Annotated in this window: 14 protein-coding genes and 2 other annotated features; all 14 genes read left to right on the forward strand. The window is 50.3% G+C overall.

The genetic code is table 11. The features are described from left to right. Positions 1–65 precede the first annotated feature (65 nt). Positions 66–791 carry a potassium channel family protein gene (locus N4599_RS09680; RefSeq protein ID WP_062813027.1) on the forward strand — a complete coding sequence of 242 codons (726 nt, stop codon included), beginning with the start codon at positions 66–68 and terminating at the stop codon, positions 789–791. A gap of 146 nt (positions 792–937) precedes the next feature. Beyond that, positions 938–2086 (forward strand): cysteine desulfurase family protein, encoded by a 1149-nt coding sequence (locus N4599_RS09685; protein WP_260899739.1) that lies wholly within the window; start codon positions 938–940, stop codon positions 2084–2086. Between the two features lie 19 nt (positions 2087–2105). Next, entirely contained in the window at positions 2106–3326 is a 1221-nt protein-coding gene (gene thiI, locus N4599_RS09690) for a tRNA uracil 4-sulfurtransferase ThiI (protein WP_191363759.1), read from the forward strand. Positions 3327–3371: 45 nt separating this feature from the next. Then, positions 3372–3582 (forward strand) — a binding site (T-box leader). An 80-nt stretch (positions 3583–3662) separates the two neighbouring features. Beyond that, positions 3663–6314 carry a valine--tRNA ligase gene (locus N4599_RS09695; RefSeq protein WP_260899740.1) on the forward strand — a complete coding sequence of 884 codons (2652 nt, stop codon included), beginning with the start codon at positions 3663–3665 and terminating at the stop codon, positions 6312–6314. Positions 6315–6397: 83 nt separating this feature from the next. After that, a complete protein-coding gene (locus tag N4599_RS09700; protein WP_260899741.1) occupies positions 6398–7714 on the forward strand; it encodes a bifunctional folylpolyglutamate synthase/dihydrofolate synthase in 1317 nt (438 codons plus the stop codon). 48 nt (positions 7715–7762) lie between these two features. Further along, positions 7763–8380 carry a JAB domain-containing protein gene (locus N4599_RS09705; protein WP_191363762.1) on the forward strand — a complete coding sequence of 206 codons (618 nt, stop codon included), beginning with the start codon at positions 7763–7765 and terminating at the stop codon, positions 8378–8380. Between the two features lie 157 nt (positions 8381–8537). Beyond that, positions 8538–9539 (forward strand): rod shape-determining protein, encoded by a 1002-nt coding sequence (locus tag N4599_RS09710; RefSeq protein WP_003714382.1) that lies wholly within the window; start codon positions 8538–8540, stop codon positions 9537–9539. A gap of 145 nt (positions 9540–9684) precedes the next feature. After that, a complete protein-coding gene (mreC, locus tag N4599_RS09715; protein WP_191363763.1) occupies positions 9685–10542 on the forward strand; it encodes a rod shape-determining protein MreC in 858 nt (285 codons plus the stop codon). Between the two features lie 5 nt (positions 10543–10547). After that, entirely contained in the window at positions 10548–11084 is a 537-nt protein-coding gene (gene mreD / locus N4599_RS09720; RefSeq protein WP_191363764.1) for a rod shape-determining protein MreD, read from the forward strand. A gap of 53 nt (positions 11085–11137) precedes the next feature. Then, positions 11138–11494, forward strand: a binding site (T-box leader). Positions 11495–11563: 69 nt separating this feature from the next. Beyond that, positions 11564–12205, forward strand: coding sequence for an amino acid ABC transporter permease (locus N4599_RS09725; RefSeq protein WP_003714449.1), 642 nt, complete (start codon positions 11564–11566; stop codon positions 12203–12205). A gap of 11 nt (positions 12206–12216) precedes the next feature. Continuing rightward, entirely contained in the window at positions 12217–12891 is a 675-nt protein-coding gene (locus N4599_RS09730; protein ID WP_191363765.1) for an amino acid ABC transporter ATP-binding protein, read from the forward strand. Between the two features lie 21 nt (positions 12892–12912). Continuing rightward, positions 12913–13761: an amino acid ABC transporter substrate-binding protein gene (locus N4599_RS09735; RefSeq protein ID WP_260899743.1), complete on the forward strand. Its 849-nt coding sequence runs from the start codon at positions 12913–12915 to the stop codon at positions 13759–13761. Positions 13762–13923: 162 nt separating this feature from the next. After that, complete coding sequence (yfmF, locus tag N4599_RS09740; protein ID WP_260899745.1) at positions 13924–15177, forward strand: EF-P 5-aminopentanol modification-associated protein YfmF; 1254 nt, start codon at positions 13924–13926, stop codon at positions 15175–15177. Positions 15178–15182: 5 nt separating this feature from the next. After that, positions 15183–16481 (forward strand): EF-P 5-aminopentanol modification-associated protein YfmH, encoded by a 1299-nt coding sequence (gene yfmH / locus N4599_RS09745; RefSeq protein WP_260899747.1) that lies wholly within the window; start codon positions 15183–15185, stop codon positions 16479–16481. Positions 16482–16510 lie beyond the last annotated feature (29 nt).

Here is a 16510-nt window from a genome sequence, read left to right on the forward strand (position 1 = left end):
CTTTTTCTTTGTCGGTATTTCTAGGTGTGCATTGCCAGAATCTCAATCGGGGGAAGGATTGTTCAATGAAAAATAAACTTTATGAATCGAGCATGGCGATTATGGCGCTGATTTCAATTATTCTAATTATTCTTGATTATGGCTCGGTAATTAACATTGACCGGGGTTACCCAGCCCTATTAAACAACGTTTTGTTGGGGATTTTTACGATTGACTATTTTAGTCGCTTATACCTAGCCAAGGATAAGAAAAGGTTCTTTAAGGAAAATATTTTTGACCTGCTCTCCATTATTCCAGCTAGTGCCTCCTTTAACCTTTTCCGGGTTGCACGCTTAGGACGCCTGGTAATGGTGTTCCGCCTGGTACGGCTAGTCGGTCTGACCGGTAAACTGAACCGCCTTCTGAAAATTAACGGCTTGGTTTACATCATCTATACCAGTCTTGCTATTTTGATCATTAGTGCCGCCATGTATTCCGTCAGTGAACACGTCAGCTATGGACGGTCGTTATGGTGGGCAATCGCCACCGCGACAACGATTGGCTATGGTGATATTTCACCCCATACGGTTTTGGGCAAATTTGCCGCTATCCTGCTAATGATTATCGGAATCGGCTTTGTCGGGGTCCTCACCAGTTCGCTGACGAACTTCTTTATTCAGGACCATACTAAAGACCGGATGACCACGGTCCTGAACAAGCTGGATCAATTAGAAAAAGCTAACCGGGAACTCCAGGCCGAAGTACGGCATCTGGTGCAACGGCAGGAACAGCGCGACAATCAAAATGGGTAACTCGGCTGGCTTGGCGACCGGGATGCTTGCTCCCCGGCCGTTTTTTGTTATAATATGAAGTTGCTTTAAGAATGGGTCGAACCAACCCTACCGGTGGTCAAACCGGTTGCTGACCGTCAGATGAAATTATCAGAGGAGCAAATGCAATGATCTATTTTGATAATAGCGCGACGACAAAAATATCTCCTGAAGTTTTGACAACCTATGATACGGTTAGCCAAAAAATTTGGGGGAACCCCAGCAGTCTGCATAACTTTGGTGAAGAAGCCTGGAACTTGTTGGAACAGGCTCGACAGCAAATTGCTAAGTTAATGGGCGTGAAACCGAGTGAAATTATATTCACAAGTGGTGGCTCCGAGGGTGACAACTGGGTAATCAAGGGAACCGCCCTCGCTAAGCACCGTTTTGGCAAACACATCATTACCACTTCGGTGGAGCACGCGGCGGTGCGCAATGCAATGGCTCAGTTAGAAGAGTTGGGCTTTGAAGTTACGTACCTGCCAGTTGACAAGGAAGGGCGGATCAACCCGGCAGATGTCAAGGCCGCCCTCCGTCCCGATACCATCTTGGTCTCCATCATGGCTGTTAATAATGAAATTGGTACCATTCAGCCAATTAAAGAGGTCGGCGAAATTCTCAAGGATTATCCCAACGTCCACTATATGGTTGACGCGGTTCAAGCGATTGGCAAGGGCTTGGATGACCTTGTCTTCAGCAACCGGGTCGATTTTGCAACTTTTTCTGGACATAAATTTCACGCTCCCCGGGGAACGGGCTTTGTCTATGCCAAGAGCGGTCGGAAACTTTCGCCGCTGATTGACGGCGGCGGTCAGGAACGGACGATGCGGAGCGGAACGGAAAACACCCCCGGTGACGTCGCAATGGCCCGGGCCATCCGCTTAGTGAAGGAAAACGAAGCCGCAACCGTTAAAAACGAGCAGGCAATCAAGGAGCGGATTTATGACCACCTCAAGCAGTTCGACCATGTCCGCATCTTCTCTGGCCGCAATGCTGGTTTTGCACCCCACGTGCTTTGCTTTGCAATTGTTGGTGTCCGTGGAGAAACGATTGTCCACGCTTTTGAAGAACAGGGGATTTACATTTCTACCACCAGTGCTTGTTCTTCAAAGAAACATGCCGAAGCCGGGACGTTAGCCGCGATGAAGGTACCGGAAAATGAAGCTACCAGCGCGGTCCGGATTAGCCTTGGTGACCAGAACACCCTGGCAGATGCTGATAAGTTCAACCAGGTCTTTGATCAGCTTTACGCTGGTTTCCAAAAAATTATTGACTAACAACTAAGGAGGTAAACACTTGCAGTACACTGAAATTATGGTGCGCTACGGTGAACTTTCTACCAAGGGGCACAATAAAAAGTCATTTATTGACCGCTTGGGAAGCAACGTTCGCCACGCCCTGCACCGCTTTGAGCAGGTTAAGGTGCACGCCCAGCAAGATCGGCTCCACGTCCAATTAAATGGTGCTGACTACGACGAAGTGATGAAGCACCTGAAGGACGTCTTCGGGATTCAAAACTTTTCACCGTCGATTAAGGTCGAAAAGAGTTTTGAAGCCGTTGCAGCCGCTGCTGAAGCGATGGTAAAAGAACAGGTTACTAAGCCTGTGACTTTTAAGATTGAGACCAAGCGCGCAGACCACCACTTCCCAATCGACACCTTTGAAATGAATAACCGCCTGGGCGGGGACCTGTTAGAGAAGTTTCCAGACAAGCTAAAGGTTGATGTTCACCATCCCGACCTGACGATCCGGGTTGAAATTCGCTTAAACGGGATTTTCCTCTCCAGCGAGACCATCAAGGGCGCTGGTGGGCTCCCGGTTGGAACCGCCGGCAAGGGAATGATGATGCTTTCCGGGGGAATTGACTCGCCAGTGGCCGCCTACTTAGGAATGAAGCGGGGCGTTTCGATGGAAATGGTTCACTTCTTTAGCCCGCCGTACACCAGTCCCCAGGCGCTTGCCAAGGCGAAGCAGCTGACGGAAAAGCTGGCTAAGTACTCCGGTAGTATCAAGTTTATCCAGGTGCCGTTTACCGAAATTCAGGAAACGGTGAAGGAAAAAGTTCCAGAGGGTTACTTGATGACTGTTCAGCGGCGGATGATGCTCCGTTTGGCAACGGCAATTATGGAAAAGCGCCACGGCCTGGCAATCTTTAATGGTGAGTCACTGGGCCAGGTGGCTTCCCAGACGATGGAGAGCATGATGGCAATTGAGGACGTGACAAACTACCCCGTTTTACGGCCGGTCCTGTCCTTTGATAAGACGGAAATTATCAAGATTGCCGAAGATATCGATACCTATGACTTATCAATTCTGCCGTACGAAGACTGTTGTACGGTCTTTACGCCGCCGTCGCCGAAGACTAAGCCAAGCGTGAAAAAGGCCCGCTTGTACGAACAGCACCTTGATGTTGAAGGCTTGATTCAGCGGTCCCTAGACGGCATTAAGATTACCGAAATCCATCCTGGGGAAGACTTCCTGAACCAAAACGAGGACGTCTTTGCGGAACTTCTGTAAAATTCCTGCTTGACGTCGCTAAGTTATTTAGCTATGATACAAGCATAATAAGCAATGACCGAAAGAGTAGTGAGTCGTGTAGTGCCTAGCGAGGGCCGGTTGGTGAAAGGGCCTGGCTGCTGACTGACGAATGTAGCTCGGGAGCTGATTGGCTGAACCTTTATTAGGCTAATCCGGTTCATCACCGTTACCAAATGAATGAGGGGAGTCATGACTTGGCTCAATTTAGGTGGTAACGCGAGCAATCGTCCTATCAGAAATGATGGGGCGATTTTTTTATTAGTCGTGCTTACGAAGATGATGGAGTAAACAAAATGTGAAAGGAGCGATTATACGATGACAAAAGAGATGTCAACTAAGTATGATCCGTCAGCAGTTGAAACTGGCCGCTACCAATGGTGGATTGACCAGGGCCTGTTCAAACCCAGCGGTGACAAGAAGGCCCACCCGTATTCTATCGTGATCCCGCCGCCGAATGTTACCGGGAAACTTCACTTGGGCCACGCCTGGGATACGACCCTGCAAGATATTATTATCCGGCAAAAGCGGATGCAGGGTTATGACGTTCTGTGGATTCCGGGAATGGACCACGCCGGAATTGCCACCCAGGCGAAGGTGGAAGCCCGGTTGCGCAAGCAGGGGATTTCCCGTTACGACCTGGGCCGGGAAAAGTTCGTTCAACAGGTCTGGGACTGGAAGGACGAGTACGCCGACATTATCCACCAGCAATGGGCCAAGATGGGGATTTCCGTTGATTACGACCGGGAACGCTTTACCCTGGATGAGGGGCTGAACAAGGCCGTGCGGAAGGTCTTCGTTGACCTTTACAAGAAGGGCTTGATTTACCGGGGAACTTACATTATCAACTGGGATCCGCAAGCGCGGACGGCCCTGTCTGACATTGAAGTTGTCCACAAGGATGATCAGGGGGCCTTCTACCACGTTAAATACCCGTTTACCGACGGCACGACCTTTAACGGCAAGGACTACATCGAAATTGCCACGACCCGTCCGGAAACGATGTTTGGTGACGAAGCGGTTGCTGTCCACCCTGACGACGAACGCTACAAGGAACTGGTCGGCAAGAAGGTCAAAGTACCACTGGTTGACCGGGAAATCGAAATCATTGCCGATGAATACGTTACCCCAGACTTCGGAACGGGGATGGTTAAGATTACCCCAGCCCACGACCCGAACGACTTCAAAGTTGGTAAGCGCCACAACTTGCCAGAACTGAACACGATGAATGAAGACGCCACAATGAACGAAAATGCCGGCAAGTACGAAGGTATGGACCGGTTTGAAGCCCGGAAGGCAATCGTCAAGGACCTGGAAGATCAAGGCTACATGCTCAAAGTAGTGCCAATTACCCACTCAGTTGGTCACTCCGAACGGACCGGGGTCCAAGTCGAAGCGCGCCTGTCGACCCAGTGGTTTGTTAAGATGAAGCCACTGGCTGAAATGGCACTCAAGAACCAGCAGACGGACGACCGGGTAAACTTTATTCCCGAACGGTTCGAGCACACCTTTACCCAGTGGATGGAAAATATTCATGACTGGGTAATCTCTCGACAACTCTGGTGGGGTCACCGGATTCCGGCCTGGTACAACAAGCAGACCGGGGAAGTTTACGTCGGAATGGAAGCACCAAAGGATGCCGAGAACTGGGAGCAGGATAGTGATGTCCTTGACACCTGGTTCTCCAGTGCCCTCTGGCCGTTCTCAACAATGGGCTGGCCGGATACTGATTCCGCAGACTTCAAGCGCTACTTCCCAACCAACACCCTGGTTACTGGTTACGACATCATCTTCTTCTGGGTTTCCCGGATGATTTTCCAGTCACTCGAATTTACTGGCAAGGCACCGTTTAAGAACGTTCTCCTGCACGGTTTGATTCGGGATGAACAGGGCCGGAAGATGAGTAAGTCTCTCGGAAACGGGATTGACCCAATGGATGTCATCAAGAAGTACGGGGTGGACGCACTGCGCTGGTTCCTGATTACCGGTTCCACCCCAGGCCAGGACATTCGATTCTCCTACACCAAGATGGACGCGGCTTGGAACTTCATCAACAAGATTTGGAACGCCAGCCGGTACGTAATCATGAACCTTGGTGAGATGCCAGCACCAGTCCTGCCGGCCAAGGACAAGTGGGACTTAGCTGACCGGTGGATCCTAAGCCGGCTGAACGCCACGATTGAACAGGTTACCGAAATGTCAGAGAAGTTTGAATTCGGTGAAGTTGGTCGGGCGCTTTACAACTTTATCTGGAACGACTTCTGTGACTGGTACATTGAAATGACCAAGGAGAAGCTGAATAACGGGACCGCAGAAGAAAAGGCCGATACCAAGAACATTCTTGGCTACGTCCTGGATCAAACCCTGAAGCTCCTCCACCCAATCATGCCGTTCGTGACGGAAAAACTTTGGCAGTCGATGCCGCACGATGGCAAGTCGATCATGGTAGCTGCTTACCCAACGGCTGATGCTGAACTGAATGATTCGGCCGCAACGGAGCAAATGGACAGCCTGATTGAAATGATCAAGGCAGTCCGGAACATCCGGAACGAAGCTAACGCGCCGATGTCGAAGCCGGTAGACATCCTGGTTAAGACTAAGGACGCCCATCTGGCCGAGATGCTCAATGCGAACCGCGATTACATCGATCGCTTCTGTCACCCGGCAGAATTAAAGATCGGGGCCGACGTGGAAGCACCAAAGCTGGCGATGTCCAGTATCCTGGCCGGGGCGGAAGTCTTTATCCCGATGGCTGAATTGGTCGACCTGGACGAAGAACGGTCCAAGATGGAGAAAGAAATTGCCAAGCTGGAAAAGGAAGTTGAACGTTCCAACAAGAAGCTCGGCAACAAGAAGTTTGTTGAAAATGCTCCTGAAAAGGTCGTTGAAGCCGAAAAGCAAAAGGCGGTTGAGTGGCAGCAAAAGCTGGTAGCCGCACAAGATCGCTTGGCTTCATTGCAAGATGCTTAACATTAATTGATGTCCCCAACAAGGCGGTTAACCGGTCAATCGTGACTCGTTGACCGCCTTGTTTTGAATAAAGGAGGATTAAGATGATTTCAACGTATGAAGAGGCGTTGGCTTTTATCCACGGCCGGACGAAATTCAAGAAAATTCCGACGCTCAAGCGGATGCGGCGCTTTTTAAAAGAACTCGGCGACCCGCAGGAGGGCTTAAAGTACATCCACGTCACCGGAACCAATGGGAAGGGGTCGGTCGTGGCGATGATGCGGTCAATGCTGCTGGAAAGCGGCTTGACGGTTGGCAGCTTTACTTCGCCCTTTATCACCCGCTTTAACGAACGAATCGAGCTTAATGGCGAACAGATCAGCGACGCGGACCTGGTGCGGCTGACGAACCAGGTCGCCGGGGTAGTGGCTAAACTTGACCAGGCCTTACCCGAGGGGGGACCGACGGAGTTTGAAATTGATACGGCCATCATGTTTTTGTACATGGCGGAAAAACAGCCGGACGTGGTACTGCTGGAAGTTGGAATCGGGGGCCTCTATGATTCGACAAACGTGATCGTTCCCGAAGTCAGCGTGATTACGACGGTCGGCTGGGACCACATGAAGTACTTGGGGAATACCCTAGCAGAAATTGCCGCGCAAAAGGCGGGTATTATTAAGGCGGGCCGTCCAGTAGTAGTCGGTCAATTGCCAGCAAGTGCCGCAACTGTGATTAAGCAAACGGCAGTGGCAAAGAACGCCCGCTTGTACGCGTTGGATCGTGACTTTACGGTTAAAAAGACCGCCAACCACCGTTTCTTTGCTCAGATTACTTATTCTGGGGTGGGACTGCACCAGCTTCGGGGACAGTTAGGCCTGGGCGGTGACTATCAGGTGGAAAACGCCGCGGTGGCTCTGACGGCAGTCCAATTATTTCTCACGAGTAACCATTACCCCCTGGACCGGCATGCCTTGCTGACCGGCTTGGCAGAGACGCGGTGGCCGGGACGACTGGAACCCGTTAACACGGAACCGTTGGTGTTGTTGGATGGGGCGCATAACCTTCCTGGAATCCAGGCACTAGTTAAGACGATTCGTGATGATTTCGCCGACCGGGACGTTTACCTGCTGGTGGCCATTTTGGCCGACAAGCAGTACGAGCTGATGCTTGGAGAGCTGGCGAGCCTTGGAAATGTCCATATCACCGTTACCCACTTTGCGGGACCGGGGCCTAAGCGACCAAGCGCTGACTTGGCCGCGGCTGCCCAGCAGATCAAGGCCCGCTACCCAATTCAAGTTGTCGAACAATGGCAATTGGCTTTTCAGCAGGTAGCTCAGGAACTAAGCAGCGACGACGTTATGATTGTCACCGGCTCACTTTATTTTATTTCAGAAGTTCACCACCTATTTGATGCAAATTAGGAAAGCAGTCGTATTTATTATTTAGAGCCGAAAAGGAGAATGATAAGTATGACTAACTCAGTTGAAGATCAGTACGTCAATTTACTAGCCCGGAGTATTCCCGCGGCGACAATCAAGCGTAATAAAGAACTTTTTTTGAAGTTTTTAGACTGGTTTCCCAACCCGCTCGCGGTTAAACAGATGTCACGTGCCCAGCGATCCCAGGTCCTGGAGTGGGGCCCGGAAATGCGGGCCTTGATTGCGGGAATTGAGCTTGGAAAACTGGTAGGGAAGAGCCACCCGGAAATTTGCGGACACGCATACTCCAGCGTGACGCTAGGCCAGCAGATGATCGACTACTTTGCGGGTGATGAGCAGGAAAGTGTTGTGATTGCCTGTACTGATGTTCATAATGACGTTATCGACTACAAGACGGTCTTCAAGGGTGGTCAGAGTGAGTGTCTCTTGTACCCTGACCAGATCTTTGCCTATGCACTGCGGCAATCCGCGACCGGAATTGTGATGGTCCATAATCATCCTTCTGGGGACGTCAAGCCCTCTGAACAGGACCTGCGGTTTGCCAAACGACTAGAGCGGGGCAGTCGAATTCTCGGCCTTCAGATGCTGGACTTCCTGATTGTCGGTCAAGAGCAGTACTTTAGCTGGCGGGAAAGTCAGTTAAAGTAATAAAAGGTAAAGAAAGATTTAATTTCCCTAGTGAGGTTTTACCCGGAACGGCTAATAATGTATATTTATGTTCGTATGTGACCCGTGGCTATGGTATAATATCCACGGTATTGAATTCAAAAGATTATCAGTCTTAAAAACGAAGGGAAGAAACAGAGTGCTAGGAATCGGAACCAAAAATTTGGGAATCGATCTGGGAACTGCGAATACGATTGTCTACCTTGAGGGCAAGGGAATCGTACTCCGGGAGCCATCAGTTGTTGCGCGGAATGCTAAGTCCAACGAAGTTATTTCCGTTGGGAGCGACGCCCGTGACATGATTGGCCGAACCCCAGAAAGTATTGTTGCAATTCGGCCGATGAAGGACGGTGTGATTGCTGATTACGATACCACCGTTGCCATGATGAAGTACTACATCAACAAGGCCCTCGGTAATGGGAATGGCAAGCCATACGTAATGGTTTGTGTCCCAAGCGGTATTACGGAAGTAGAAAAGCGGGCCGTAATCGACGCTACGCGGGTTGCTGGTGCGCGTGATGCGTACGTCATCGAGGAACCGTTTGCGGCCGCAATCGGTGCCGGTCTTCCAGTAATGGACCCGACCGGGAGCATGGTGGTTGATATTGGTGGTGGGACGACTGACGTTGCTACCATCTCACTGGGGGGAATCGTTTCTAGCCGGTCAATTCGGATGGCTGGTGACAAGATGAACGATGCCATTGCCCAGTATGTCCGGCAAAACATGAACCTCCTGATTGGTGAACGGACTGCCGAAAAGCTGAAGTGGGATGTTGGTTCTGCTTCCGTTGAAGCTGCCAAGGAAATGGGAACGACCGAAGTTCGCGGCCGGGATTTGGTAACCGGTTTGCCAAAGACGATGGAAGTATCCGCTGTGGACGTTTCAACTGCTCTTCAGGACGTTGTCGAAAACATTATTAATGCTATTAAGGGCACGCTTGAGGAAACTTCACCAGAAATTGCCGCGGACGTCATTGACCACGGAATTGTTCTGACTGGTGGGGGAGCCTTGCTGAAGCACCTGCCAGATGTTATTGCGGATGCTACTAAGGTGCCAGTGTTTATCGCTAATGACCCGTTGGACTGTGTAGCCATCGGGACTGGTGAATCACTAAAGAGCATTGACGTAATGAAGAAGTAAGCAAAGAGAAATGATTTTGAGATAGCTGTCAATTGACAGTCAAAGATATATCATTAGATTTGGCTAGTGATAGGCGGGGCTGGTCGCAAAACGATTTGTTTTGTCTAGCCCCCTTTTATTATCTTGCCCACAATGGAGGATTAGCATGCAAAAATTCTTTTCCAATCGTCGGTTGGTGATCATTGTGGTAATTCTGGTTGTTTGTTTTGGCCTTATGGCAGGATCAGTTACCCTCCGCAACCGGCGAAATACACCGCCATTGATTCAGCAGTTTGGCAACGATATCGTTGGCTTTGCTGATAGTGCGGTTGCGCTACCGGTTAACTGGCTGCAAACCAGCTTCAGCTCGGTTAACGATTTGATGAATACCTATTCGGAGAACCGTGAATTAAAGCAGCAAGTGACGGAATTGGCACAGACGAAGGTTCGGGACCAGACGCTTGCTCATGAGAATCAGCAATTGAAGCAGGAACTCAAGCTGGGAAAGTCGATGACTGATTATGATACTGTGACGGCGGCTGTGTTAACGCGGACCCCGTCGTCATGGCAGCAGCAGCTGGTCATTAACAAGGGCCAGTCCAGCGGGATCAAAAAGAATATGCCAGTGATGAGTGATGGTGGCCTGGTTGGCCGGATCGTGGAAGTCAACAAGACAAATAGCAAGGTTGAGCTGCTCAGTGACACTAATGAAGCTTCAAGTCGCTTTGCGATTTCTATTGGCGGGAGCAGCGACCAACTCGTCAACGGGATTATCACTGGTTATAATGCCGACCGGAATGAATTAGTAATGGGCCAGGTCAGCTCCAAGGCGAAAATCAAGAAGGGGACCAAGGTCGTTACCAGTGGTATGGGTGGCGTTACTCCGAAGGGCCTCTATGTCGGGAAAGTTGCTCGAATCGGCAAGGATGATTACGGCCTTGCCCAGAAGGTGTACATTACGCCGGCCAGCAACTTTAATGACATCAATATTGTTACCGTTGCGGAAAGTACTGCTCGGGAGTGATTGCCATGTACCGATTATCACGATTAAAGTATGTTTTCCCGCTTGGCCTGTTTGTCTGCCTTTTTCTTGATGGTTCACTGAGCCATGTTTGGGCACCACTGTTTTTCCGCTACCCGTATTCGATGGCGAGTGAGCTGGTTATTCTGTGGCTGGTCTTATCCTACTTCTTTGAAGATGGGATTGAGATTCCGCTGATCCCGTTTGCAATCGCGGCGGGGGTGGTTGCCGATGTTTATATATCGGGGATCCTGGGCTTATACATGGTCCTCTTTCCCTGCATCGTTGCGCTCACCAGGATGTTCGCCCATTATTTTACCCCGTCTTTTTTGACGAACATCATGATTTTCTTTGTTGATCTCGTGGTGTTTGCGACGGTCAACTACTGGGCCTACTCCCTGATTGGGGTTACCAGTGTCGGCTTTGGTGACTACCTAGCATTCTCACTTGCACCGACCCTCGCGTTAAACCTTGTTTACTTTGTTGTCCTTTACTGGCCAATCCGGTCACTATATTCGTGGGCAACGACAGAAAAAACTATGTAAATTGGCTTGACATTAAAATATAATGAGTGTAGTATCATTTACAATCAATAAAGCAAATGACAATGAACAGACTAGTAAAGTGCTTCTAGCAGCTAAGAGAGTCTAGGCTGGTGGGAATGGACCTGTTAAAGTACTTGAATCACATCTGTGAGTTGACCTTCTGAAGCCTAGTAGGTTGGTCCGGGGTCGCCCGTTACAGCACGGAGTTTATCATAATGAACTCGCTAAGGCCAGTTACCGTGAGGGACTGGCAAGATGAGGTGGAACCGCGGAAACGCCCTCGGAGCCAAATTGGCTCGGGGGTGTTTTTGTTTTCCAGCGAGGTGGGCGCAGACTTGATGAACTTACCGAGGCGGGTGCTGTGAAGCGGCCGCAAATTGAGGTGGTACCACGATTGATTCGTCCTCTAGGATCCAGTTGGATTCTAGGGGACTTTTTGTTTAGGGCCATTTGCTGAACACGAGAAGGAGGATAATTATATGTCTTATATTTCATCAATTTTACCGTCATTATTCCAGGGGGCGTCGCTGACCCTGCAAATCTTCTTCTGGACACTGATTGGCTCTTTGCCGCTAGGAATCCTTGTTAGTCTGGGCTTGATTTCTAAGATTCGCCCTCTCAAGTGGATCCTGGAAATTTATGTGTGGTTAATGCGGGGGACGCCGCTCCTACTGCAATTGATTTTTGTCTTCTATGGCCTGCCAATCATTGGAATTGTCTTCCAACGTTATGACGCCGCTCTGGTAGCCTTTATCCTAAACTACGCTGCCTATTTCGCCGAAATCTTTCGGGGTGGGTTCCAGGCAATTGATGAAGGTCAATTTGAGGCGGCCCGGGTATTGCGGTTAAGCTATTGGCAAACCCTGCGCAAGATTGTGATTCCCCAAGTGGTCAAGATCGTCATCCCGTCCATTGGTAATGAAGTAATCAACTTGGTGAAGGATTCATCACTGGTTTACGTAATTGGCCTGGGCGACCTGTTACGGGCCGGGAACGTCGCCACTTCACGGGATGTCACCCTGCTGCCGTTACTGCTGGTCGGCTTGATCTACCTAATTTTAGTTGGGATCTGCACGTTGATATTGCGGAAGGTTGAACAACGCTACGCATACTTTAAGTAGGAGGAATTGCAATGTTAGAAGTTAAGAATTTAACGAAGAGTTTTGGCAACCGGGTCATCTTGGACAACGTTAACTTGACGGTAAAAGATGGCGAAATTTTAAGCATTGTCGGTCCTTCTGGAGCCGGGAAGACGACCCTGCTTCGTTGCATCACTGGTTTGGAAACGGCAGATAGCGGGCAGTTTTTGGTCGACGGCCAGCCCTTTGATCCTCAGGGGAGTAAGGACACGGACCGGGTGATCGGGGTAGTCTTTCAGGACTACAACCTTTTTCCTAACTTATCCGTTATGGAGAATATTACCCTTGCCCCGACGATGGTTCTGAAGAAGGATACAGCGGCGGCAGTCAAGGACGCTAAGGTTCTCTTAGAAGAGCTGGGATTGAGTACGAAGGGTGACCTCTACCCCTACCAGCTATCTGGCGGACAGAAGCAGCGGGTCGCCATTGCCCGGGCACTGGCAATGAAACCGAAAATTCTCTGCTACGATGAACCAACTTCAGCGTTGGATCCCAACCTGCGGCAAGAAGTAGCCAAAATCATTTTGGGGCTGAAGAAGGACGGGATGACCCAACTGGTAGTTACCCACGATTTTGACTTTGCTGATACGATTGCGGACGATATTTTGAAGGTGCAGGCCCTTGATAAGGCTGTAAACCAGGTAGAAGATCTGGGTAAGGACGCTTAAAAAGAAAAGAGGAAGAGGCATATGAAAAAGGTTAAGGCAATCTGGCTGTTGCTGATCCTGCTGATCCCCACTTTCTTGCTGGGGGGCTGCGAGAGTGTTACGACCCGGGCCAATACGCAGGATACCTGGTCGCGGATTGAGCGCCGTAAAAAAGTGGTGATTGGCCTAGATGATAGCTTTGTGCCGATGGGCTTTCGCGAAAAGAACGGTAAGCTGGTTGGCTATGATGTGGACCTTGCGAAGGCAGTCTTTAAGCTGTATGGGATTAAGGCTGATTTTCAGACCATTGACTGGTCAATGAAAGAGACCGAGTTGAAGAACGGGACGATTGACCTGCTGTGGAATGGTTATTCCATAAATCCGAGCCGGGAAAAGAAAGTTGCCTTTAGCCGGCCATACCTAGACAACCGGCAGGTCCTGGTAACGAAAAAGAGCAGCCACATTGACGGCTTGAGTGGGATGGCTGGTAAGTCGCTGGGGGTCCAAAATGGGTCTACTGGGGCGGCGGTTCTGGATGCTAAGCCTAAGCTGTTAAAGGATAAAATTAAAAATAAGTCTGCGGTCCTCTATGATACCTTCCCGGATGCCTTCATTGACCTCAATGCTAACCGGATTCAGGGCATCCTAATGGATCAGGTGTATGCCGACTATTACGTTGACCACCAGAAGGACAAGAATGCTTATCAGGTTTATGAGAGCAAGCAGCTGCCGGCAGAATACTTTGGTGTTGGGATGCGGAAAGGTGACAAGACCCTCCGCAAGAAAATCAACCAGGGCTTAGGCCGCCTGCAAAAGGATGGTCAGCTCCGGCAGATTAATGAAAAGTGGTTTGGCAAGGACAGTAACTTCCTGGGCCCAGATAGTGAATAGGAATAGGCCTATCAATTCGAAAAAACGACCTCCAGAGTTTGGCAGCTGCCGACTCTGGGGGTCGCTTTATGCTCATCGCGGCGGCAGTTTGAATTTGCCTAGCAGATAACGTATCATTAACCCGTATGGAATGGAGTATTTTGGATAGGAAGGATGATATTCATGCGGTATCAATTAACTGATGGGGTCAATTTAGAAGTAATCCCTACGAACAAATTCAATATGAACCAGATCCTAATTAACTTTGCTACGCCGCAAACGGCAGACAATGCAACGGCGCGGAACCTGTTAGCCAACTTACTCGAGACAAGTACGAACAAGTACCCGACGCAGACTGAACTGGCTGACCAGTTAGCAAAGATGTACGGGGCATACGTCAACATGGGGGTTAGCCGGGTCGGCCGGCTGCACTGTGTTCGCCTGAAGGCCAGCTTTGTCAATAATGAGCTGGCTAATGAGGACCTGTTCCAACAACTGCTAGCTTTGATCCAGGAAATGCTGTTTAACCCGCTGGTCAGCGATAACCAATTTGATGAGGCAACGTTTGCGCGGCAGGCAGTTAACTTGCAGAGCACCATCAAGGGCTACTATGACGACAAGCAGTTTTGGGCGGCTCGCCGCCTGCTGGACCTTTACTACCGTGATGACTCGGTAATGAAGATTCCGAGTTTTGGCCGGACCCAGGCGGTTAGTCAACTGACACCCGCCAGCGTTTACCAGACCTACCAGCGGATGCTGGCTAACGACCGGGTCGACATCTTCTTCCTGGGGAATATTGATGAAGAACAGGTGAAGCAGGCGTTTGCTCAGCTGCCGTTTACGCCCCGACCGAATGCCGATGCGCAGCCGGAAATTCTTTACCACCAGCCGCTCTACCGGCAGGTTCAACGGCAGGTGGAATATCAACCGGTCAGCCAGGCAAAACTCAACATTGGTTACCAGTTACCACTGTATAGCGGTACGGAGCTATATTACGCCGGGATTGTCTTTAACGACCTCTTTGGGGGTAGCCCCTTTTCCAAACTTTACGTTAATATCCGTGAACAGGCAGGATTGGCTTATTACGCAGCTAGCCGGTTAATGCCGTTTAATGGGCTCCTGAGTGTCCAGTCAGGGATTGATTCCAGGCGGACAGCCCAGGTCGAGGGGTTGATTGACAGCCAGTTAGCAGACCTGCAAGCGGGCCGTTTTAGTACGGAACGGTTTACGGAGGTGCAGAATGGGCTAGCTAACCAGTACCTGTCGAGTAATGACCTCGCTGGAAACATTCTTGGCCGGCGACTGACTAACCAGCTCTTAGGCTTGCCTAATCAGGACGAGGCGGCCGCAATTCATGCGGTTACCCGTGAGCAAGTGGTGGCGGTTGCCAAAATGATGAAAAAGCAAGCGGTATACTTATTAAGTGGTGAGAATTAAACTAAATGGAGAATTATCTTTATCGTGAATTTAACCGGTCTGTCTACCGGGAAACACTGGCAAATGGTTTACGGGTGGAGTTGATGCCGATGGCGGGATTTAACAAAACCTATGCGATTATGACCACCGATTTTGGCTCGGTTAATAACCACTTTATCCCCTACCAGGGGGACGAAGCGGTCCGGGTGCCCGACGGAACAGCCCATTTTTTAGAACATAAGCTCTTTGAAAAGCAGGACCACGACGCTTTCGACCTCTTCGGCGAGTTGGGGGCAGACGCGAACGCCTTTACCAGTTTTACCCAGACTAGCTACCTCTTTTCGACGACGAGCCGCCTGCACGAGAACCTCGACGTCCTCCTCGACTTTGTGCAGGAGCCTTACTTTACGGAGCAGATGGTGGCAAAGGAACAGGGAATTATCGGGCAGGAAATTCAAATGTACAATGATGACCCGGGCTGGCGGCTTTACTTGGGGATGCTCGGCAACCTGTACCCGCATGACCCGATGCGGATTGATATTGCCGGAACCGTCGAGTCGATTCGGCAGATTACGCCGTCGACGTTAATGGAATGCTACCGGACTTTTTACCAGCCAGGTAATATGACCCTGCTGCTGGTGGGGAAGCTAGAACCGGCCCAAACCATGACGTGGATTAAAGCCAACCAGCAGCGCCGGTCATTTGCCGCTCAGGAGGCCCCGCAGCGTCTGTTTGAACTGACTAATCCTACTGGTCACGACGTAATTCCGTTCCGTTCTTTGACAATGAACGTTTCCCGCCCGAAAATCATGGTAGGAGTTCGGGGTACGAAGACCTTTGCTAACGGTCGCGACCGCTTGAAGTATAAGCTGGCGGTGGACCTGTTATTGGATATGCTACTTGATGACACTTCGGCCAACTACCTGCGCCTCTATGATAAGGGGATCATTGATGATTCTTTCGGCTATAGCTATGATATGCAGCGGGGCTTTGACTTTGCGACGATCAGCACGAATACCGAGCAGCTGGAAGAGTTTGCGGATGAAGTGATGGTGATTTTAGAAAATGCCGACCAGGAGCTGGAACAGGCAGCCGACCGGTTTGCTGGAGTAAAGCGGGCTGAAGTGGGCCGCTTGATTAGCCTGCTTGATTCTCCCGAGGCGGTAGGGAATCGCTATGCTGGCCGCCTCTATGATGATGCTAACCTGATGGATGAAATTCGTCTCTTGCAGGAGCTGGAGCTGGCTGACCTGCACCAAGCAGCAACCGACTTCATTGTGCCCCAGGCGATGTCAGTCTACCAAATCGTTCCCCAGCACCAGTAAATAAATATTTTCTTAACTTTCACCTGGCA

It is taken from the genome of Limosilactobacillus oris (genome assembly GCF_025311495.1).
Taxonomy (GTDB): Bacteria; Bacillota; Bacilli; order Lactobacillales; family Lactobacillaceae; genus Limosilactobacillus; species Limosilactobacillus oris_A.